Source organism: Ferruginibacter lapsinanis (assembly GCF_020783315.1).
Classification (GTDB): Bacteria; Bacteroidota; Bacteroidia; order Chitinophagales; family Chitinophagaceae; genus Ferruginibacter; species Ferruginibacter lapsinanis.
Genome location: NZ_CP086063.1, coordinates 1,986,121 through 2,008,178, shown reverse-complemented (window position 1 = coordinate 2,008,178; position 22,058 = coordinate 1,986,121). Strand labels below are relative to the sequence as shown.

The following is a 22,058-nucleotide window of genomic DNA, read 5'->3' as shown; positions in this document are numbered from 1 at the left end:
TTATTACATTTGATACATGTCAAAACCTGTCGTATGTATCGGAGCCGCTTTGGTAGATGAATTATTTCATGCTTCTGATCCAATCCTCTTGCACACAACAAACAATGTAACAGTTCTAAAAAGTGCAGGAGGCGTAAGTCGCAACATTGCACATCAACTTTCATTGCTCAATATTCCTATACAATTAATTACTGTTTTTGGCAATGATTCGGAAGGCTCTTGGTTAAAAGATATTTGTCAAAAAGCTAACGTACAAATTGACGCATCTGTTACAGCTTCCGGCGCCAGTGCCAAATATACCGCTATCATCGACAGAGATGGTTCAATGTTCACCGCATTATTATCCAGCGCTGCATTTCATCTTATTACTTCGGAACATTTAGAACAGCATGAATCCTTACTGAGTAATGCGGCCTATTTATTGGCAGATGCAAATGTCAGCATAGAAGTCATCAACTGGTTAGTCAATTTTAGCAACAAAAAAAATATTCCATTAATAATAGAAAGCGTATCAGTTCCTCCTGCAAAAAAAATATCTGTTGCTGATCTAAAAGGAGTGTATCTTATCACTCCAAATGAAGATGAACTACCGGCATTGTGCAGTGATTCATTAGCAACTACAGAAGAACAAGTAAATGAATTGTTGCAAAGAGGTGTTCAAAATGTATGGCTGCATAGAGGTGCAAAAGGATCTACTTTATATAACAACAACGAAGTATTTCATTTAGATGCGCCAAAAGCAGAAGTATTAGATTGTACGGGGGCGGGGGATGGTTCTTTATCAGGTTTCATCATGTCAAAATATATTGGCATGAATGATCGGGACAGTTTAAAAACAGCACATACTTTATCTGCCGAGATCTTACAGGTAAATGGTGCTATTGCTACACATATCGACCAAAAAACATTATTACAACTAATTGCTAAATATTATCCAGAATGACACATGCGCTATTAAAAATTCACCCGGAAGTTGAGGCTGCCTTAGAAAAAAATTTGCCAATAGTTGCATTGGAGTCTACTATTATTTCACATGGTATGCCCTGGCCTAAAAATGTTGAAACTGCCTTAGCTGTAGAGAATGTTGTAAGAAAAAATGGAGCCATACCTGCTACCATTGCCATCTTCGATGGCAAATGTCATGTAGGCTTATCAAAAGAACAAATTGAATATTTTGGCAAAGCTGAAAATGTATGGAAGGTTAGTTTAAGAGATATGCCTTATGTATTGAGTAAAAATTTATACGGTGCAACAACTGTTGCTGCAACAATGCGTATTGCATCGCTGGCGGGTATAAAAATTTTTGTAACAGGAGGAATTGGAGGAGTACATAGAGGTGCAGAAAACAGCATGGATATATCTGCTGATCTCACAGAAATGGGGCAAACCTCCGTTGCCGTAATATCGGCAGGCGTAAAATCAATTCTTGATATTGGATTAACATTGGAGTATCTCGAAACAAAGGGAATCCCTGTCATAACTCTAGGGCAAAATGAATTCCCTAGTTTCTATTCGCAAAAAAGCGGATTTACTTCACCATTAAGATTAGATACGCCGGAGGAAATTGCATTGTTGTTAAGTACAAAATGGAGACTGGGTTTGGAAGGTACTGCGTTGATCGCTAATCCTGTGCCTGCAAGCCAGGAGGTGCCGGCTGAAGAAATGGAGGTTCACATTAAACAAGCACTGGCAGCTGCAGAAAAGGAAAAGATCAATGGAAAAGAAGTCACTCCATTCTTATTACAATATATTGCTACTCACTCCGAAGGAGAAAGTTTACAAACAAATATTGCATTGATCTTGCATAATGCAAAAGCAGGCGCAGCAATCGCTGTAGCTTACTCAAACTTAAATTAGAAAGGATTTTATTTTTTGCTCTTACTTTTCTTTCTATAGTCAGGAGTGTAATAAAAGAACCAGCGAAATGTATCATTATGATCATATTGATACCCGGTAGATTTTTCCTGGAACAATAACATATACCCGGCATCAAAACTCAGGTCTTTGGTGATCTTCTGTTTAATACCAACGAATACTCTGTTTTGATCAAATGTATTATACACCACCTCTTTCCCAAATTGCATACACAACTCATCAGCTATAACTAATGAGGGATAATGCGGTTGTTTAAAAACAGGAATAGTAAAACTCAGTAAATAACGAATTCTGTCCGTAAACTTATTTTCTCCACTGGCTTTATCATTTACTATTTTTTCCTGCCAGCGCTGCTCATTTCGCAATCTCTGTAATACTGATATTTTCGAAATTTTAGAACTCATTTGTACCTGTTGGTAAATACGATTTTCATTTGAAAATGTTTTCCATCCTTCCTTTGTGGGTGCTACCCACATGTGCCCATACCCTGCAGTGAGTATGATATTATCTTTCAACCAGTAATTGATACCAACACGTACAAAATGAAAACTGTTATCCTTCAGAAAATTATTTCTTCTTTCATGCAGATCAAACATAAAGCCCCATTTTTTTACCACTTTAACTGTACTATTAACGCTAAGCCAGGCCTGAGTTTGATGGTTAACTTGCTTTTGAGATTGTTGTCCAAATACACCAAAAGATACCCCAATAAAAAAAAGTGTACTGTATATTTTAAGATAATGACGCATGATTTTTTTATTATAAAAATGAAAGTGGCTACGCAAAAAGTAAGATCAATAACTCTGCTGCCACAATCCGCATGATCATTGTCAATGGATAAACTGTTGCATAAGTAGCAGAAGGAATATCATTACCTGCTATTTTTAAAGCAAATGCCAATGCAGGAGGGTCGGTAGACGCACCTGAGAGTAATCCGCATATTTCAAAGTATGTTTTCCTGAAAAATTTATGCGCAATGATGCCCACTGTTAATAACGGGATCACCGTAATAACCGCTCCCATTAATATCCAGGTCCAACCACTGCCATTTACAAAGGCTGCCGCCAAATTCCCTCCGCTATGTAATCCCACACTAGCCAGAAATAAGGTGATCCCCATTTCACGAACCATCAGGTTTGCACTGTTAGTTGTATAGGTATTCAGGTATAATATACCGCCGAATCTGCTCAACAACAAAGCCACAATTAAGGGGCCCCCAGCCATTCCTATTTTTACTGATACAGGCATATTAGGGAAATAAATAGGGATACTACCTACGATCACACCCAGCACTATTCCCATGAAGATGGGAGCCAGATCAGGCACTTCCAGTCTTTTAAGAGAATTACCAAAAAGTTTCACAACTCCTTCTACGCCTTCTTCTGTACCCACCACTTTTAACGTATCTCCCAACTGCAGGTATATATTACCGTGAGGAACAAGCTCTATACCGGCCCTGCTTAATCTTGTTAGAGTAAATCCATCCTGATGTATCTCATGAATATCTCCTAAGCGTTGATGAGTTACTTCCTTATTGGTAACAACAATGTGTTTTACTATCAATTTACTTCCCAATTGAGTTTTCAGATCGATAGGACTTTCTGTACCAATAAGTAGTTTAACAGTGTCTAATTCATGTTTTGGCACCACCACTAACAGCACATCATCTTTTTCAAGTATCACATCCGGTGTTGGGGTAATTACTTCCCCGTTTTTCAACATTCTTGATACAACTATCGGATCTTTCAATAAACTGAAAACCTTCCTCAGCGGTTGTCCGATCAATCTAGGATTATCAAGATTCAAATGAACCGATACAGGACGTTTAGATCTGAAAACATTTAATTTACGATGAAGCTCTCTCTCGGTCTCAAGATTTACTTTAAATATTCTCTTTAAAATGATCAGGGAAAGAATGATCCCGAACACGCCAAAAGGATAAGCGCATGCATAAGCCAGGGTGATCAAAGAATTGTCAATATTTGTAATGCTCATTTCTTTTACTGCAGCCTGTGCTGCGGCTAAGCCAGGAGTATTGGTAACAGCCCCACTCATTACACCAGCCATCAATGTTATGTGAGATCCTGAAACATATTTCAATGTGATCGTAATAACAACCCCCAGTAATACCACAGAGCCCGCTAACAAATTATTTGCTAATGCATTTTTCCTTAACGAAGCAAAAAAACCAGGCCCTACCTGCAAACCAACAGAGTAAACAAATAATATCAAGCCAAAATCTCTTAAAAAATCTTCTGTTTCCTTATTTACAGAAACCCCGAGATAAGAAGATAACAGACCGATAAAAAGTACCCACGTCACTCCAAGAGATATTCCGAATATTTTTACCCGGCCTAACCATATCCCAATTGCTATCACAAGCCCATAAATTACTACCGCATGGGCTACAGTCTGCTCTGTAAAAAGTTTAATAATCCATTCCATAAAAAAAGGGTTAAAAAAAGAGTATTGTAATTAGCTACAATACTCTTTTAAAATTAATGATGTTCCGGTTGCAGCCCAAAATGTTCTGGAGAGCGCCACAACGCTGAGAGTAATAGCTCTCTCATAAATATAAATTCTTTCGGAAGTTTATCATAAAAACGAGAGAAGAGTTCTTCATGTGATAACAATTCTTTTTTCCATGGCTCTCTGTCGATGGTCATTATTTTATCATAATCATCATGGGTGAAATTTTCTAAACCTCTGCGATCAAGATCTTCGAATCTTGGTATCCAACCTATGGGGCTTTCTATTCCTGATGCATGTCCGTTAATTCTGTCTACGATCCATTTCAGTACTCTGATATTATCTCCAAAGCCGGGCCATAAAAATTTCCCCTGATCATCTTTTCTAAACCAGTTCACACCGAAAATACGTGGAGCATTTGGAAGTGACCGGCCGAATTGCAACCAATGATTTACATAATCTCCCACATGGTAACCCATAAACGGCAGCATTGCAAATGGATCATGACGAACTTTTCCTACTTCACCAAACGCAGCTGCAGTTGTTTCGCTACCCATAGTTGTTGCTAAATACACACCAAAATTCCAATTGAATGATTGATATACTAACGGTATGGTTGTACTACGACGACCTCCGAAAATAAACCCTGCAATATGCACTCCTGCCGGGTTTTCCCAATCTTCATCAATGGCCGGATTTTGAAAAGCCGGTGCAGTAAACCTAGAGTTAGCATGCGCCGCAGGTTTTCCACTTGATGGATCCCATGGTTGACCATGCCAATCAATCAATCCTTGCGGTGCTTCTTTGGTCATTCCTTCCCACCATACATCACCATCAGGAGTAATAGCCACATTGGTAAAAATGGTATTGGCTTTTATAGACTCCATTGCATTTGGATTGGTTTTGAAGTTGGTACCTGGCGCCACACCAAAATATCCTGCTTCCGGATTAATAGCATGTAATGCTCCGTTTTCTGCACGATGGATCCATGCTATATCATCTCCTACAGTTGTCACTTTCCAGCCATCAAATTCTTTTGGCGGAATCAACATAGCAAAATTTGTTTTACCACATGCACTTGGAAATGCAGATGCAACATAAGTTTTTTGACCTTTTGGATCTTTTACTCCGAGAATAAGCATATGTTCTGCCAACCATCCTTCTTCCCTACCCATTTCAGATGCTATACGTAGTGCAAAACACTTTTTACCCATCAATGCATTTCCTCCATATCCGCTACCGTAAGAAATGATCAAACGTTCATCAGGAAAATGTGAGATATATTTTACATCAGGATTACAAGGCCATTTTACATCTTTTACTCCATAAGTAAGTGGCGCTCCAACCGTATGCAAACATTTTACAAATTGTTTAGAGGGGATATGTGGCAAAACTTTTTCTCCCATACGAGTCATTATTCTCATATTCACCACCACATATTCTGAGTCTGTGATCTGTACACCATATCTTGATAATGGAGAACCAATAGGTCCCATACAAAATGGGATCACGTAAAGTGTACGACCCTTCATTGAACCTATCAATAAATTGTTCAATATTTTTTTCATTTCATCAGGCGCCATCCAGTTGTTGGTTGGACCGGCATTTTCTTTAAGACGGCTACAGATAAAAGTTTTATCCTCAACTCTTGCTACATCACTCGGATCACTGAAGCATGCAAAACTATTCGGTCGTTTTTCGGGATTTAATTTAATGAACGTTCCTTTATCCACTAAAAGCTGACATAAGTTATCGTACTCTTCTTGTGAGCCATCGCACCAATGAATAGCGCTTGCTTCGCACTGTGTTGCTATCTGTCGAACCCATTTATCTATTTCGTTGTTCACCGGTGTAGATTCGAAAGAAGAAAAATTACTTGGAATTGACATAGAAGAAAAATTACTTGTAATTGACATAATTGTAAATATTTATGATAAAAAATGTAGAGAAAGAGTCTTAAGGTGAGCCAGTTGTGATGCCTTACAAAAGATTCAATCACAACACAAAGGTATCTACACAAAAAAAATGCCGACTGACATAAATTAGTTTTTTGTATGATGTGTATCACATTACTTTTCGAAAAAAATCAGTTAATCAGATCAAATTATTCAGTAAATTTTGCAATCTCACCTATCCTTTTTAACATATTGTGAATAACTATAATTGTGATGTAATGGTGTTAAATCATTAAATTTGGATAGCATGCTTCTTTAATGGTTTTTTGAAACAATATTTTTCAAAATAAAACAAACGACATTGACAGAAACTATCATTAACCTCGAAACCGTTAACCCAATTGAATTTTTTGGGGTTAACAATGGAAAACTTGATATTCTAAAAAAGAAATTCCCCCTCTTGAAAATTCTTAGCCGCGGTACACAGGTAAAACTGAGCGGAGCTCCCGAACAAATTATGGATGCCAAAGAAAAGATCGACCTTATCGTTCAGTATATCGAACGCAATGGTCATATGAGTGAGAATTATTTTGAACAAATATTAGGTGGCGACGACCAACAGGTTGTTGACAATTTTATTGACCGTAATCCTAATGATGTACTTGTTTTCGGACCTAATGGTAAAACAGTAAGAGCGAGAACAGCGAATCAAAAAAGAATGGTTACTGCCGTTGATAAAAATGATATTGTATTTGCTATCGGGCCTGCAGGTACAGGTAAAACTTACACCGCAGTAGCATTGGCAGTAAGAGCATTGAAAAATAAAACTGTAAAAAAGATCATCTTAACCAGGCCAGCTGTAGAAGCCGGTGAAAATCTTGGTTTTTTGCCCGGCGATCTGAAAGAAAAGATCGATCCATATCTACGTCCTTTGTATGATGCATTGGATGATATGATCCCTGCAGATAAGCTTGGTTACTACATGACCACCAGAACTATTGAAATCGCACCATTGGCCTACATGAGAGGCCGTACACTCGATAATGCATTCATTATTTTAGATGAGGCCCAAAATACCAATGACGGACAATTAAAAATGTTCCTTACACGTATTGGAGCAAATGCTAAAGCAATTATCACAGGTGATCCAACGCAGATAGATCTGCCTAAAAATATGCGTAGCGGTATTGATAAAGCGCTACGTATCCTGAAAAATGTTGATGGTATTGCTCATATCGAATTAGATGAAGAAGATGTGGTGCGTCATAGATTGGTAAAAGCAATTATAAAGGCATACGATAAGGATAAAGAACATGAAGAAAATCGTTAATAAACCCTTAAACCGATTCACATTTAAGAGGTGGCTTCCATGCTGCCTCTTATTTTTTTTGTATGCCTGTAAGCAAAACAGTTATAATAAGTTAATCCTTACATCCAAAGACTCTATTGCCGAAATGCAAATGATTTCAAGGTCATTTGCCGCAATTGAAAATGCAAAAAAAATGATACACTCCGGTGATCTCATCACAAGAACCGGAAACGATTTTACCAGTGAAAGTTTAAGGCAATTAAATCAAAAAGACAAAACCTATTCGCACTGCGGTATTGCAAGTATTGAAAACGATAGTGTATTTGTTTATCACGCTCTGGGGGGTGAATTTAACCCCGATCAAAAAATACGCAGAGATGCAATAGAGACTTTCAGCGAACCATATAGCAACAGAGGAATTGGTATTTTCAGGTTTCGGTTAAATGATAATGAGAATGACAATGTGATCAAAGTAGTAAAAAAACTCTATGCAATGGGGCTGATGTTTGATATGAAATTTGACCTGAAAACTGATGACAGAGTATATTGCGCCGAATTTGTTTATAAAAGTTACAAAGTGGGCTCTTTAGATAAATTGCATTTTAATATTAGCCATATTAAAAACTTTGCCTTCATTGGTGTCGATGATCTTTTCTTAAATCCATTGTGTATCGAACAACAAAGGATTGTATACAAATAATTATAAAAAAGTAATAATTAAAATTATATTTGAAGTCTAAAACTAAAAGTAACGTTTATGAAAAAATTATTGATGGCAATTGCCATATTAAGCAGTGCATTATTCATTACAAGTTGTAAAAGCGGAAGCGGCGACCCTAAAGGCGTTCTGATCAGCTTTTTTGATGCCCTTAGTAAAAAAGATATTGATGGCGCAAGAAAACTTGCTACTACAGATAGCAAGAGCATGCTGGACATGATGGAAATGGGAATAAAAATGGCGAAAGACAGTAAAGAAGCTGATAGCAAATATGATAAAACAAAAATGGAATTCGGTGAACCGAAAATAGAAGGTGATAAAGCAACCATTGAAGTGAAAAACAAAGAAAAAAATGAATCAACAAATTTTATTTTGAAAAAAGAAGATGGAGCCTGGAAAGTAGCTTTTGATAAAGCTTCGATGATGCAAATGGGTATGGAAAAAATGAAAGAAAAAAGTGGTGAAGGAATGGATAGTCTTAATAACTCTATGCCGAATATGAAAGATGTAAATATGGATTCATTGAATCAGGCAATGGAAAAAGGATTAAAAGCATTGGATTCAGCTAAAAATCTTTTAAAAGATCTGAAAACACAATAAATATTCAATAAAATATAGAAAGCATCCCGCCAAAAACGGGATGCTTTTTTATTTTAATGTAAAGATGTTAACTTTATCGCATGATGAACAGACTATTTTCTGCACTTTTTTGTTTGTTGCTTTTATATTCCTGCAACAATAAAAAAACGATTCCCAACACAGATATGGATGTTGCAAGAACATTTATAAAGGATGTATTGGTAAACGATTTAAAAGAAGCCAACACTCTGGTATTGAAAGATGAAACAAATAAACAATACTTTGATCTTTTTGAAAAACAGTACGAATCTATCGGTAAAGAAGAACTGGAGAACTATAAAAATGCTGATATCATTATTAAAGAGATCACTAATGTAGTTGCAGATTCTATAACTATTATTAATTATTCAACTTCATATAAAAAAGAAAAGAATAATAAATTAAAAATGGTAAAGGTGAATGGCCAATGGCTGGTTGACCTGAAATACACCTTTTCAGGAAATTTATAAGCATTGAAACCAGTTGTATTGGCAGAGTTCCATTCATAATTAACTATATCCTCAATACTGTTCTTATGGGTATATTTGCAGCCTGACCTGACAACAAACTAATTAACAATAAAAATAGATTACATGTACGTATTACATCCATGGCACGGGGCACATTATGGCAAAAAGGCACCTGAAGTAGTAAATGGCTTGATAGAGATCCCTCAAGGTTCAAGAGCTAAATATGAAATTGATAAAACCACAGGGTTATTAAAACTTGACAGGGTTGTTTATTCTTCGTTTCACTATCCAGTAAATTATGGTTTTATTCCGCAAACATTAGGACATGATAATGACCCCTTGGATATATTGGTAATGTGTAGTGAGAGTATCCAGCCTTTATGTCTTGTAGAAGCTACTGTTATTGGTAATATGCAGATGATCGATAATGGCGAAAAAGATGACAAGATCATTGCTGTGGCCACAAAAGACCCCACAGTAAATCATATTACCAATATCAATGAATTACCAAAACATTTCATTGCAGTATTAAAAAATTATTTTGAGCAGTATAAAGTACTGGAAAATAAAGTTGTAGAAATAGACGACTTCCAGGATAAAGAAGCAGCATATAGTATCATTAATGATGCGATAGAATATTACAAAGTAAAATTTCCTGCAAAATAAATGTCTGTAAAAAAAGCTAATATGGATATGCAAACAATTCTGATAGTGATACTGATCGGTATTGCTGCAGGCATGCTAAGCGGATTAGTTGGTATAGGTGGTGGATTGATAATCGTTCCGGCATTGGTGTATTTTCTAGGATTTTCTCAACATACGGCGCAAGGCACATCACTGGGGTTGATCCTTTTACCGGTAGGTATACTGGGCGTTTTACAATACTATAAACAAGGCAATGTCGATGTTAAAGTAGTGGCCATATTAGCTGTAGGGTTTTTGATTGGAAGTTATTACGGTAGCAAGGTTTCATTAAACCTACCACAAACAACGGTAAAAAAAATATTCGCCGTATTGATGATACTCATCGCCATAAAGATGCTTTTTCTTGACAAACCGAAAGTAGACAAAAAAATTGCCTCAACTAATACCGGTATCATTGAAAAATAATTGCCTTAAGCCTGATAGGTTTATGGAATTCGGGTCGATACTACATCTAAGATAATATATACAGTACATTGCTTTGAGTAACGACAAATACAGGCATATAGAAGATAACCAACTGCTGGAAAATTTTTATTCAGATAAAAATAATCAGTGGTTGGGTATTTTATTACAACGCTACACATTGTTGTTATTGGGTGTATGTATGAAATATTTGAAAAATGAGGATGAAGCAAAGGACGCCGTTCAACAGGTCTTTTTAAAAGCTATAACTGAATTACATAAGTATAAAGTAGATTATTTTAAGAGCTGGTTATATACAATTGCAAAAAATCATTGCCTGATGCAATTAAGGAGCAAAGGGAAATACGATATAGCAATCAACGATGATACCATCACTTTAACAGAGGAACCTGAATTAAAACTTACCTTAATTGAAAAAGACAATACGTTAAATGCTATGGAGGTTGCTTTACAACAACTGAGTACCGAACAACAGCAATGCATAACTTTGTTTTATCTGCAGAAAAAAAGTTATCAGGAAATAACAGATATTACGAACTATAGCCTCTTACAAGTTAAAAGTTATATACAAAACGGAAAACGAAATTTAAGAATTCTGCTATTGCAGCAACACCAAAATGAGCAATGAATTAATTGACATATTATCCAACAGTAATAAAGATATTGATAACCAGCAATTAATGGATTATCTGAGCAATCAGTTATCAAAATCAGAAAGCCATGCTATTGAAAAAAATATGGCTGATGATGCTTTTATAAATGATGCGGTAGAAGGATTACAAAAACTGGAAGGCAAGAAGAATCTCAACCTCTATGTTGATCAATTAAACCGTGATCTGCAAAAACATATAGCCAAATCTAAGCGTCAGAAAGATAAACGTCGGTGGAAAGAACAACCCTATACTTACCTGGCCATTCTTTTGATATTATTTTTATTGATAATCTGTTTTATTGTAATAAGAAATTATCTGCATTGATAGCCCTTCAATAAAAAATCCCCCCGATAAATCGAGGGGACTCTAGCAAGAAATCGTTTATAAAAAACTAGTGTTTTGCAGCTTCTTTTGCAGTTGCAGCCATTTTATCAACAGCAGCTTTAGCAGTATCAGCAACAGCGCTCATTTTGCTAGCAGCAGTATCGATAGCAGCTTTAGCAGTATCAGCAGTAGCAGCAGCAGCTTTAGCTAAAGAATCAGCAGCAGCAGCAGCATTTTTAGCTGAATCAGCAGCAGCGTCAACAGTTGTTTCAGCGTTGTTACAAGCAGTCATAAGACCAGCAACAGCAAGAATAGCAAATAATTTTTTCATTTTTTGTTTTTTTTGAGTTTTTAAAAATTCGGTGCAAAACTAATCACTTTTTTTAATTATACAAGTATTTAGCAACTATTTTATTAACATTATCATATTTTGGGGATAAAACAGGCAAAATCTGCAGTGATTTTACTTCTTTCTAAGGAAAATCCTGATTGGAACCCCCGTTAACTTGAAATTTTCTCTCAGTTTATTTTCTAAATAATTTTTGTACGGCGTTTTTATATCATCCGGATAATTACAGAAAAAAGCAAAAGAAGGAACTACTACAGGCAATTGTGTTACATATTTTATTTTTACCTGATGTCCTCTTACTACCGGCGCATGATATGCTTCCACCGCCTTTAGCATAACATCATTTAATTTAGAGGTAGCTATTTTTTGTTGCCTGTTGTCATATACTTCCAACGCCATTTCCATTGCCTTCATGATCCTTATCTTTTCGGTGGCAGAAATAAACAATATAGGAAGATCGCTAAACGGAGCAAATCGTTTCTTTAACTCTATTTCATAATCACGAGCTGTATTCGTTTCTTTTGGCATTACATCCCATTTGTTCACCAACACAACAATCCCCTTTCCTTTTTTAACCGCCATGGCAAAAATGCTCAGATCCTGGGCTGCAATCCCTTTTTCCGCATCTAATAACAACAAACAAACATCTGCCTCATCAACAGCCTTAATTGCACGGATAACAGAGTAAAATTCAAGATCCTCATTTACTTTTGCTTTACGTCTGATACCAGCGGTATCAATCAGAATGAATTCTTTGTTGAAAAGATTATAATGTGTGTGAATTGTATCTCTAGTTGTACCGGCAATGCTACTTACGATCGTTCTCTCCTGTCCAGTAAGGGCATTTAGTAAGGATGATTTCCCTACGTTGGGCTGACCTATGATCGCAAATTTTGGCAATTGTTTTTCTTCAATGATTTCTGGCTCTACGATCAAGGCTGTTACATCATCTAACAGATCTCCTGTACCGGTTCCGCTGATCGAAGACAGGAAATGGATCTTATCAAAACCTAAACTATAAAATTCAGATGCTTCTAAAAGCCTGTCGTGGTTATCCACTTTATTAACGACTAAGAAAACAGGTTTGTTAGTCTTACGCAGCATTTGTGCCATCGAATCATCCAGATCGGTAATACCTGTAGCAACATCTACCATAAAAATGATCGCATCTGCTTCTTCTAATGCAATTACAACCTGCTTACGGATCTCTCTTTCAAAAATATCTTCGCTCTTAGGAACAAAACCGCCTGTATCAATCACATTGAAAGATTTACCCGCCCACTCTGCTACGCCATACTGACGATCTCTTGTTACACCACTGATATCATCTACAATGGCTTTACGCTCTTCCAACATTCTGTTGAAGAATGTACTTTTGCCAACATTTGGTCTGCCTACTATTGCTACTGTAAAACCCATAATAAATTACGATTTGTGAATTTCGATTTACGAATTTTTTAAAATCGAATGCTGGTATTTCATTCGCAGATCTAAATTCGTAAAACGTAAATATTTATTTAAAACTCAATTTCAATATCCGTATTCTTTCAACTGCATTTCATTGTCACGCCATTTAGGACGCACTTTAACAAACAATTCCAGAAATACCTTGCTATTTAAAAACTCTTCTATATCCTTCCTCGCCAATGTTCCTAATTGCTTGATCATTTTCCCTCCTTCTCCTAAAATAATACCTTTCTGTGTATCTCTTTGTACAATTATATCTGCCTGTATTTTTATCAGGGTAGTTTTTTCTTTAAACTCTTGTATCAATACAGTTGCATGGTAAGGGATCTCTTCTCCGTACAATAAAAATATTTTCTCACGTATCAATTCACTTACAAAAAATTTTGTAGGCAGATCACTAATATCATCTCCTTCGTAGAACGGCGCTCCTTCAGGCAATAAAGCTACAATGCTTGTCAATAGTTCTTCTATGCCTTTCTTTTTAAGTGCTGAAATGGCTATTACCTGCTTACAATAAGTTTGTTGTAAAAAAAACGCTGTGGCTTTGGCTATATCTTCTTCACTAACCTTATCAGTTTTATTTAAAATAACCAATGCCGGCATTTTTAATTTCAACGCAGAAAAAATTGCATGACTTTCTTCGGGATTCTCTCTTGCATCTGTGATCAACAGTGCAACATCCGCATCCTCCAGACTACCTTTTACAGCCTGCATCATTTTTTCATGCAGTTTGTATTTCGGCTCAATGATACCCGGAGTGTCTGAAAAAATTATTTGATATTCATCTGATGTTAAAATAGCCTTTATACGATGACGGGTAGTTTGCACTTTATGCGACACAATGGCCATCTTCTCCCCCATTAAAGCATTTAAAAGGGTGCTTTTACCTGCATTAGGTTTACCAAAAATATTTACAAATCCTGATTTCATTTATAACCGTTTAACTGCAAGGCACACGTATCTGGCTATAAGAATTGAGAGGAGGTAATCAAATTCTTTAGCGTTGATCGGCAACTTGCTAAGAATAAAAAAGGCTCTTTCGAGCCTTCATTTTTTAGTTGCGAAGACCGGGATCGAACCAGTGACCTTCGGGTTATGAGCCCGACGAGCTACCGCTGCTCTACTTCGCGGTGCAAAGGTAAGGGTTTACAGACTCGCCACCAAATAATATACAATTATCGATGAAATTAATTCCCGTCAATCGACATACATATACCATTCCAGCTAAATATTATACATTCGTTAAACAAATGAATCGTATGAAAAATATGTATAAAATATTGTTGCTGCTTATACTTTCCTCATTTTTAATGAGTGCTTGTAAGAAGAAGACCAAAGAACAAAACGACGAGATCTATAGCAGACATTTACAGGAGCATATCAAGCTTACGATCATCAGCACCCCAATACCGGAAGATAAAAAAGAGCTGAACTTATTGTTATTGAATGATGGCCAGGATATTAAAAAGCTACGAGTGACAGAAATTGTTGATAGCCTTTTCAGGAAAAAATTAATTTCTCCCCTCATAATTGTTGCTATACACACTCTTGACAAATCACAGGAATATGGCGTAGCAGGTTATGCCGGTTATCAAAACAAAGGGAACAAAGCTGATAAATATGCTGACTTTATTGACAATGAATTGTACAGTTTTATAAAAAAGAAATCAGGTGTACGAAAATTCAAATCGGTGGTAATTGCAGGTTGTGACTTAGGTGGCTTATCAGCATTTGATATAGCCTGGGATCATGCAGATAAAATCGATAAAGTGGGTGTTTTTTCAGGCACATTTGGCTTCAGTAGTAAATCAACAGAGAGCCCTGACTACTCGGATAATTCGGACAGAATTATTTTTAATAAAATAAGCTCTTCCCGAAAAAAGCCTCACTTAAAATATTGGTTTTATGGAGATGATACGAATGAAAATGGCAGCCGGTATCAGGATAGTATCACTATCAATCATACCGAAGATCTAATAGCATTGATCAAAACTAAAAACGTTTGTGCCCCGTCTGACATTATTTATACAAAAGCGATTACCCGAAAACAGGGGCATAGAGAATGGAGTAATGCTTTCCCCGATTTCATACAATGGGCATTTGGTAAATAGTCATAAAAAAGATGCTGCATTTTTACATGCAGCATCTTTATAAAGTAGAGTGTGTGATTATTAATGTTTGATTACAGAGAATTTGCTTTGCAGCATAGTTCCGTTGGCATCAACAGCTTTTAGAATATAAGTTCCGGCAGGGAAAGCTCTTACATCTATTTTAACTGAATTGCTATTTACTTTTAATTTGTTGATCATTGCTTTTCCTGTTAAGTCAAATATACTGATCAGGTTGTTAGTTGCAGAGAAACTGTTCATATCAACTGTGATTGACTCACGAGCCGGTGCAGGATAAACTTCTAAGCCTAAATTTTTACCGCTGAAATAAACAGAAACGATCTCAGAGTAGCTAACTTTAGAGTCATTACTGATCTCTGTTAGACGATAGTAGTTGTATCCGTTTTTCGGAGACTGATCCTGAAATGCATACGCAACTTCTGTGCTGCTGTATCCTTGTGCATTTACTCTGCCAATACCCACAAAACTAATTCCGTCAAAAGATCTTTCAATGATGAACTCTTTCGCATTCAATTCTGTGCTTGTTGACCAATTCAATTGCACTTGTTGCAAATTCAATTTTTTAGCTTTGAATGATTTTAGTGTAACCGGTAAAGGTCCACACTGTCCATTTCCGTCACATTGATACAAAGGGCAATTACCATAAGCGGCAGGAGTAAGGAACGCATTCATATACAATCTTATACCATTAATATCATCATCTGTATTACCTGAGAAACTATGGTTACCCAAATAAAAGATCAAGCCCCCTTTACCAGACCTATGTTTTGATACTGTTGCACCAAATACAGAATCCGTAGCAGCGGTACTACCATTGATAACAGGATAAAAATTATTCAAAGCCACACTACCTGACTTCCTTGTCCATGATTGGCAAGAACCGCCTTGCTCTGGTGTAAATATACCATCAAATTGAGCATAGGAAAGATCAGGATTGGCATAATTTATATTCGTTTTGATAGCATTATTTAATACATCAATTCCCAGAGAGGATTGTGAATGACTAACATTTTCATATGTTTCAATAGCCGCACATTCTGCAAGAAAATTTCCTCCCTTCTGAACAAAATCTCTTAGAGAATCCACTATACGTGCTATAGGAAAACTTCCACCACCATCATTATGCGGTTCAGAGGCAAAAGTATAACAGCCATTATATAGATTAACGGCCGAATCAAGAATTTTGTAATTGGTAGAAGGAATTGAAGCAGCAGTCATGTAAGCTATCTGAATTGAACCTTTACCACCGTCATTCAAGACCGCAGCTTTAGGTTTAACAGCGGTAAGATCATAACGTACATTCACATTTACAGGAGCAGTAGTTCTGTAAACATTTATTTTATTTACCGGTGTCATAGAATTATTATAAATCGTTATAAATAATCTAGCCAGAGCGGTGTCTGAAGGAGTGATCACAAATGGACCGGCTTTAAAGTCTTTAGGTGTTGTGCCAGCTGCAACAAAACTAGGAGTAATTTTTTCAGCCAATACAGAAAAATCTGCGGCACCATGCACTTTACCTGAATCAATCACCCAACGAAGTCTGATACCACCATTCATAAGGTTTACAAGTAAACCATATGTTTTGATGTTGAAATAACCTGGATTTGCCTGATAAGTTTTATCCATCGCTATCACAAATGAACCCGCAGGTAACACTTTGATATTCTTATTTGGATTAGGCAGATCAGTGTTTTGAGCTTTAGCGTGTGAAGAAAAAAACACAAGGGTAGTCAGTAAAATAACTGAAGGTAGAAAAGTTTTCATAATTAAAATGTTTAATAAGGTTAACGGCTCTTCTACAGAATAAAGGGAAATTAATTACGGCGGCTTTTCAAACAAATGGATTGTTTGCTCGGGAGAGGATATGAACGAAATTTTTTTAAGGGAAATTTCGTCTTGAGGATTAAGCTAGACTCTTGTGTGATGTAAAAATATTTTTTATTTTCTACATAATGAAAGAAAAAGTGAATTATTTTTATTTTTATTGTTTATTAATTATTTATATATTATAATTTTATTTGTATTGATAGAATGATAACGATATCGTAGAAAAAATTACCACTAACTCAAAAACTACTATACCTTTGTTTTGCAAATGTTTTTATAACCGACTGAATTTCCGGGGTGCTTCTTGAATGAGGCTGAGATTAAACCCGTATAACCTGCTCAGGATAATACCTGCGAAGGGAGATACCTTTCTTTTACATCGGATCATAATCCGGATGTTCAGCACAAATCTCGTTTTAATGAAAAAAGTATTTATCAGTACAGTATTGTGCTCATTCTCCATTATTTTGGCCAAGGCGCAGGAGAAGCTCGGCGACACTACCTTTTTACAACCTATTGAAGTATCAGCTGTCAGGGCAACAGAAAAGGCCCCCTTTGCAAAAACCAATCTTTCCAAAAAAGAAATTGAAAAGAATAACATTGGCCAGGACCTTCCTTTTATTCTTAACCAAACCCCATCAGTTGTAGTCAACTCTGATGCAGGAAATGGTGTTGGATATACAAATTTCAGGGTTAGAGGATCTGACGCCACCCGTATCAATATAACATTGAACGGCATTCCTTACAATGACCCCGAAAGCCAAATCAGTTATTTTGTTGATATGCCTGATTTTGTTTCTTCTGCCAGTAATATACAAATTCAAAGAGGTGTAGGAACTTCATCCAATGGAGCTGGTGCTTTTGGAGGTTCGGTAAATATTTCTACCAATGAGATCATTGAAAAAAACTACACTGAGTCTAACAATAGTTATGGCTCATTTAATACATGGAAAAATACAATCAAATTTGGTACAGGTATATTAGATAAACATTTCACTTTTGATGCCAGGCTCAGCAAAGTAAGCAGCGACGGATATATTGACAGAGCTAAAAGTGATCTGAAATCATTTTACACAAGCACTGCTTATGTTGATGCTAACAAATCATTTAGATTGAATATTTTTTCAGGCAAAGAAAAAACCTACCAGGCATGGAACGGGGTACCGGAATATTTATTAAATACAAACCGAACATATAATAGCAGCGGAACAGACAAGCCCGGAGAACCTTACAACAATCAAACAGATAATTATACACAAACACATTACCAGTTCTTTTACAATCAAAAAATATGCAATAGTTTAAAACTGAGTACGGCTGTTTTTTTAGTTAACGGAAGCGGATATTGGGAAGAATATAAAGCCGGCGAAGCGTTAGCTGATTATGGTTTGTCTGATTATACCGTTGGTAATACAACTATCTCTTCTACAGATCTTATTAGAAGGCTTTGGCCAAACAATAAGCAATATGGAACTATTTTTTCTGTGCAACATGAAAAGAAAAACACACAGTTAACGATTGGTGGCGGATACAACCAAAATGACGCAAAACATTTTGGAGAAGTTATCTGGGCACAGGTTCCGGTTACACCTAATTATCACTGGTACGATTTAACTGCAACTAAAAAAGATTTTTCTTTGTATACAAAATGGACACAAACGCTTAACCAGCATTGGCAAACTTTTGTAGATGTGCAATACAGAAATGTAGATTACACCATTAATGGTTTTAGAAAAAATCCGGCTTTAATAGTTAAAAGCAATTACAACTTTTTTAATCCTAAAGCTGGTATTACCTATAATGCTAATAACTGGCAGGTATTTTTATCATATGCCAACGCAAATAAAGAACCTAACAGAGATGACTACGAGATCAATACAGCCAAAAAGCCTGTTCCCGAAAAGCTACACGATTTTGAATTAGGCGCTGAAAAAAGAAAAACAAATTACAGTTTTGGTGCAACAGTTTACTACATGCGATATAAGGACCAATTGGTATTAGTTGGAAATATTAATGATGTAGGGGCTTATACAAGAATAAATATCCCTAAAAGTTACAGACTGGGTGTAGAGCTGGAAGGAGCATATGTTTTCAATAAATGGTTAAATGCTACGGCCAATCTTTCTTTAAGCGAAAATAAGATCAAAAACTTCACGGAGTTGATAGATGATTATGACAATGGTGGATATGTAACTAATTTTTATAAAAAAACAGATATATCTTTCTCTCCTGCTGCAATCGGTAATTACAGTCTTAATATTATTCCTGTAAAAAATGGAGAAATCAGTCTTCTTGGAAAATATGTAAGCAGCCAATACATGGACAACACTTCTAACAAAAGCAGGAGCCTTGATTCTTATTATCTGCAGGATGTAAGACTAGCTTACACTTTACACAATAAGCTTTTTAAAGAAACTAATATCAGTTTAAAACTCAATAATATTTTTGCAAAAAAATATGAATCAACCGGATATACATTTAGTTATGTATACGGCGGGTTAACTACTGAAAACTTTTATTATCCTATGGCACGATTTAATGCAATGATATCATTGAATGTTAAATTGTAACCGTCTACCAAAAATAAAAAGTTCCGTTTCGCTAGTCGAAATGGAACTTTTTTATGTTCATCAATGTGGTTTATTCTATATATCCTAGACATTAAATTTTGCTCTCCAGTCTAACATCCCTCCTACCAGATTTTTTGTGTTTTTAAAACCTGCTGCATCTAAAATCATGCAAGCCTGTCCGCTACGATTACCACTTCTGCAATAAATGATCAATTCCTGGTCTTTCAGTTCTTCCAGCTCATCAATTTGCATTGCCTGTATCTTGCCCAATGGAATAAGTGGCCCCCCTATATTAAATTCAGCATTTTCGTGAGGCTCTCTTACATCTATGATATGTAGTTTTTCGCCTGCATCTAATCTTGCTTTTACTTCTTCAACGGTTATGGTATTCATGTTATAGTATTTTTTAAATGTATTAATATCTTATTGGTTGTTTAAAGTATCCTTGAGGTATATCATCACAGGCGATATCCAAATATCCATTACCTGCCCGGAGTGAATATACATTGGTTGCTTTTCTTCATTAAATCTTTCAGGATTTTGTTTATAAATAAAAGCAGAAGCAGTGTCTTTAATATCTGTTTCAGAAATAATTGCTCCTATGCTTATACCAGTAGAATCAAGCGCCGCTTTCGCTTCAGCAAATCTCATCCCAACCAGATCAGGTACAAGTATTTCAGCATCTTGTAATCCTCCGCCAATGATCAGAGTAATAGCACTACCCCATTGCAACTTTTGTCCCGGAGAAATTCTTTGCCCGTTATATTGCTGTTCCAAAACGGACCCCATCATAAAATCCGGTTTATAAATGGTATCTCTCAACTCCAAATGATTGCGACGAAGCAGGTCTAAAGCAAAACGTAAGCTTAGCCCTTCCAATTTTGGCATTTCAATCATTGGCGGCACATAACGATTGATAGTAAGAAAAACACTACGATTTACTTTCACGGTAGAGCCCCCATCAGGTAACTGCTTGATAACAGTACCACGTTTTACTGTATCAGTATACACAGAATCTTGTATCACTACATCAAAGCCTTTGCTTTCCAATAATTCTATTGCCTGGTGTGTGTCTTTCCCTACCAAAGAAGGTACTGTTAAATACTCTCCATGCTTGGTTATCCAACTTAGCATTTGCAGTAATACAAATACCAACGTAAACAATAGTACAACAGCGGCTACAAAGTTTACCCAAAGCGGCTTATCGGTGATAAATTTAAACATATTGATCAGTTAAAACATTCTTCAATTAAAGCTGAATAAAAATCTTTCAATGTCCAGTTCATTGCTTTTACCTGCTGAGGTACAATACTTGCCTCACTTTGACCGGGTACAGTATTTATTTCTAACATATAAGGATTGCCACTCTGCTCATCATAAATAAAATCGATTCGTACAATGCCATTACAATTAAAAATACTATAGGCTTTTTTTGCGGCATTACTTATTTTATCAGCCATTGACGGATCAATTGCAGCAGGCGTAACTTCTGTGCTAGCTCCTTCATATTTTGCATTAAAATCAAAGAAGTCATTTTTAGATATCACTTCAGTTATGGGTAGTGGGATGATCTTGCCTTTAGTTTTAAAAACACCGATCGTGAATTCTCTTCCTTTAATAAATTCTTCTACCAAAACCTGGTCATCTTCTTTAAATGCTTTTTCCAATGCTGCCTGCAGATCATTTGCTTCATTTACTTTACTCATACCAATACTGCTGCCTCCATTATTAGGTTTTACAAACACAGGCAATTTTAATTCCTTTAAAATATCGCTGCTTGTTATTGAAGTGTCGTCTTTAAACAAGTGCAAAGATTTTGCCACATGCATGCCTCCAAAAGCGGCCACTGCTACAGTGTATCGTTTATTAAATGTTAATGCTGAAGTTGCCGCATCGCAAGAAGTGTAGGGTATTTTTAAACAATCGAAATAGCCTTGTAATTTACCATCTTCACCAGGTGTCCCGTGAAGCCCTATTAATACCGCATCAAAAATGATCTTTTTCCCATTTACAATAATAGAAAAGTCATTTTTATCAACAGCTATATGTTCGCCTTCGGCAGGGATATAAAACCATCCATCAGTACGAATGTCTATTTTATAACAATCCCATTTTTGGGTATCTATGTTGTTTTCAATGGTGATGGCACTTTTATAAGATATTACCGCTTCTCCGGAATAACCGCCTGTAACCAGTGCAATTTTTTTCTTCATCTATATCAATAAGTTATTTAGCAAAGAAACGAAATTAGTTT

Annotated in this window: 22 protein-coding genes, 1 tRNA gene and 1 riboswitch; of the genes, 12 read left to right on the top strand and 11 right to left on the bottom strand. The window is 36.1% G+C overall.

Annotated features, from left to right (window positions below; translation table 11 throughout):
• The first annotated feature begins 16 nt into the window (after positions 1-16).
• Positions 17-943, top strand: a complete 927-nt coding sequence (locus tag LK994_RS08635) for a carbohydrate kinase family protein (RefSeq protein ID WP_229759674.1) — start codon at positions 17-19, stop codon at positions 941-943.
• On the top strand, positions 940-1,857 hold the full coding sequence (locus LK994_RS08630; RefSeq protein WP_229759673.1) for a pseudouridine-5'-phosphate glycosidase: 918 nt from the start codon (positions 940-942) through the stop codon (positions 1,855-1,857). The genes LK994_RS08635 and LK994_RS08630 overlap by 4 nt, the downstream gene beginning before the upstream one ends.
• A gap of 8 nt (positions 1,858-1,865) precedes the next feature.
• On the opposite strand, the gene LK994_RS08625 is transcribed toward LK994_RS08630, so the two are convergent.
• The 3 genes from LK994_RS08625 to LK994_RS08615 are packed head-to-tail and all read right to left on the bottom strand — an operon-like array spanning position 1,866 to position 6,260.
• Positions 1,866-2,624, bottom strand: coding sequence for a DUF2490 domain-containing protein (locus LK994_RS08625; protein ID WP_229759672.1), 759 nt, complete (start codon positions 2,622-2,624; stop codon positions 1,866-1,868).
• Positions 2,625-2,652: 28 nt separating this feature from the next.
• Positions 2,653-4,320: a putative transporter gene (locus LK994_RS08620; RefSeq protein WP_229759671.1), complete on the bottom strand. Its 1,668-nt coding sequence runs from the start codon at positions 4,318-4,320 to the stop codon at positions 2,653-2,655.
• A 53-nt stretch (positions 4,321-4,373) separates the two neighbouring features.
• The gene (locus LK994_RS08615) at positions 4,374-6,260 is read right to left on the bottom strand and encodes a phosphoenolpyruvate carboxykinase (GTP) (RefSeq protein WP_229759670.1); all 1,887 of its coding nucleotides are present in this window, start codon (positions 6,258-6,260) and stop codon (positions 4,374-4,376) included.
• Positions 6,261-6,600: 340 nt separating this feature from the next.
• Between LK994_RS08615 and LK994_RS08610 the strand changes: the two genes are divergently transcribed.
• The 8 genes from LK994_RS08610 to LK994_RS08575 all read left to right on the top strand — a co-directional run bounded on the left by LK994_RS08610 (position 6,601) and on the right by LK994_RS08575 (position 11,459).
• Positions 6,601-7,569, top strand: a complete 969-nt coding sequence (locus LK994_RS08610) for a PhoH family protein (protein ID WP_229759669.1) — start codon at positions 6,601-6,603, stop codon at positions 7,567-7,569.
• A gap of 172 nt (positions 7,570-7,741) precedes the next feature.
• Entirely contained in the window at positions 7,742-8,248 is a 507-nt protein-coding gene (locus tag LK994_RS08605) for a YiiX/YebB-like N1pC/P60 family cysteine hydrolase (protein WP_229759668.1), read from the top strand.
• 57 nt (positions 8,249-8,305) lie between these two features.
• A complete protein-coding gene (locus LK994_RS08600) occupies positions 8,306-8,866 on the top strand; it encodes a nuclear transport factor 2 family protein (RefSeq protein WP_229759667.1) in 561 nt (186 codons plus the stop codon).
• Positions 8,867-8,946: 80 nt separating this feature from the next.
• Entirely contained in the window at positions 8,947-9,354 is a 408-nt protein-coding gene (locus LK994_RS08595; RefSeq protein WP_229759666.1) for a hypothetical protein, read from the top strand.
• Positions 9,355-9,477: 123 nt separating this feature from the next.
• Positions 9,478-10,020, top strand: a complete 543-nt coding sequence (locus LK994_RS08590) for an inorganic diphosphatase (RefSeq protein WP_229759665.1) — start codon at positions 9,478-9,480, stop codon at positions 10,018-10,020.
• Positions 10,021-10,464, top strand: coding sequence for a sulfite exporter TauE/SafE family protein (locus LK994_RS08585; protein WP_229759664.1), 444 nt, complete (start codon positions 10,021-10,023; stop codon positions 10,462-10,464).
• Positions 10,465-10,537: 73 nt separating this feature from the next.
• Entirely contained in the window at positions 10,538-11,110 is a 573-nt protein-coding gene (locus LK994_RS08580; RefSeq protein ID WP_229759663.1) for an RNA polymerase sigma factor, read from the top strand.
• On the top strand, positions 11,100-11,459 hold the full coding sequence (locus LK994_RS08575; RefSeq protein ID WP_229759662.1) for a hypothetical protein: 360 nt from the start codon (positions 11,100-11,102) through the stop codon (positions 11,457-11,459). Before LK994_RS08580 ends, LK994_RS08575 begins: the two co-directional genes overlap by 11 nt.
• A 67-nt stretch (positions 11,460-11,526) precedes the next feature.
• Here the strand turns inward: LK994_RS08575 and LK994_RS08570 are convergent, their stop codons facing one another.
• The 4 genes from LK994_RS08570 to LK994_RS08555 all read right to left on the bottom strand — a co-directional run bounded on the left by LK994_RS08570 (position 11,527) and on the right by LK994_RS08555 (position 14,405).
• Positions 11,527-11,790 carry a hypothetical protein gene (locus tag LK994_RS08570; protein WP_229759661.1) on the bottom strand — a complete coding sequence of 88 codons (264 nt, stop codon included), beginning with the start codon at positions 11,788-11,790 and terminating at the stop codon, positions 11,527-11,529.
• Between the two features lie 132 nt (positions 11,791-11,922).
• Positions 11,923-13,227, bottom strand: coding sequence for a ribosome biogenesis GTPase Der (gene der / locus LK994_RS08565; RefSeq protein WP_229759660.1), 1,305 nt, complete (start codon positions 13,225-13,227; stop codon positions 11,923-11,925).
• A gap of 111 nt (positions 13,228-13,338) precedes the next feature.
• A complete protein-coding gene (gene era, locus LK994_RS08560; protein ID WP_229759659.1) occupies positions 13,339-14,205 on the bottom strand; it encodes a GTPase Era in 867 nt (288 codons plus the stop codon).
• A 128-nt stretch (positions 14,206-14,333) separates the two neighbouring features.
• Positions 14,334-14,405 (bottom strand) — tRNA-Met (locus LK994_RS08555).
• A 51-nt stretch (positions 14,406-14,456) separates the two neighbouring features.
• On the opposite strand from LK994_RS08555, the gene LK994_RS08550 reads away from it, so the two are divergent.
• Positions 14,457-15,386 (top strand): alpha/beta hydrolase, encoded by a 930-nt coding sequence (locus LK994_RS08550; RefSeq protein ID WP_229759658.1) that lies wholly within the window; start codon positions 14,457-14,459, stop codon positions 15,384-15,386.
• A gap of 60 nt (positions 15,387-15,446) precedes the next feature.
• On the opposite strand, the gene LK994_RS08545 is transcribed toward LK994_RS08550, so the two are convergent.
• A complete protein-coding gene (locus LK994_RS08545) occupies positions 15,447-17,171 on the bottom strand; it encodes a T9SS type A sorting domain-containing protein (RefSeq protein ID WP_229759657.1) in 1,725 nt (574 codons plus the stop codon).
• 346 nt (positions 17,172-17,517) lie between these two features.
• Positions 17,518-17,613: riboswitch (TPP riboswitch) on the top strand.
• 40 nt (positions 17,614-17,653) lie between these two features.
• Here LK994_RS08545 and LK994_RS08540 point away from each other — a divergent pair.
• The gene (locus LK994_RS08540; protein WP_229759656.1) at positions 17,654-19,804 is read left to right on the top strand and encodes a TonB-dependent receptor; all 2,151 of its coding nucleotides are present in this window, start codon (positions 17,654-17,656) and stop codon (positions 19,802-19,804) included.
• 84 nt (positions 19,805-19,888) lie between these two features.
• On the opposite strand, the gene LK994_RS08535 is transcribed toward LK994_RS08540, so the two are convergent.
• Genes LK994_RS08535 through LK994_RS08525 form a run of 3 tightly spaced genes read right to left on the bottom strand, consistent with a single transcriptional unit; the run spans position 19,889 to position 22,017 of the window.
• The gene (locus LK994_RS08535) at positions 19,889-20,197 is read right to left on the bottom strand and encodes a rhodanese-like domain-containing protein (RefSeq protein ID WP_229759655.1); all 309 of its coding nucleotides are present in this window, start codon (positions 20,195-20,197) and stop codon (positions 19,889-19,891) included.
• A 30-nt stretch (positions 20,198-20,227) separates the two neighbouring features.
• Positions 20,228-21,028, bottom strand: coding sequence for a PASTA domain-containing protein (locus tag LK994_RS08530; protein WP_229759654.1), 801 nt, complete (start codon positions 21,026-21,028; stop codon positions 20,228-20,230).
• Between the two features lie 5 nt (positions 21,029-21,033).
• Positions 21,034-22,017 (bottom strand): D-alanine--D-alanine ligase, encoded by a 984-nt coding sequence (locus LK994_RS08525; RefSeq protein ID WP_229759653.1) that lies wholly within the window; start codon positions 22,015-22,017, stop codon positions 21,034-21,036.
• Between the last annotated feature and the right edge of the window lie 41 nt (positions 22,018-22,058).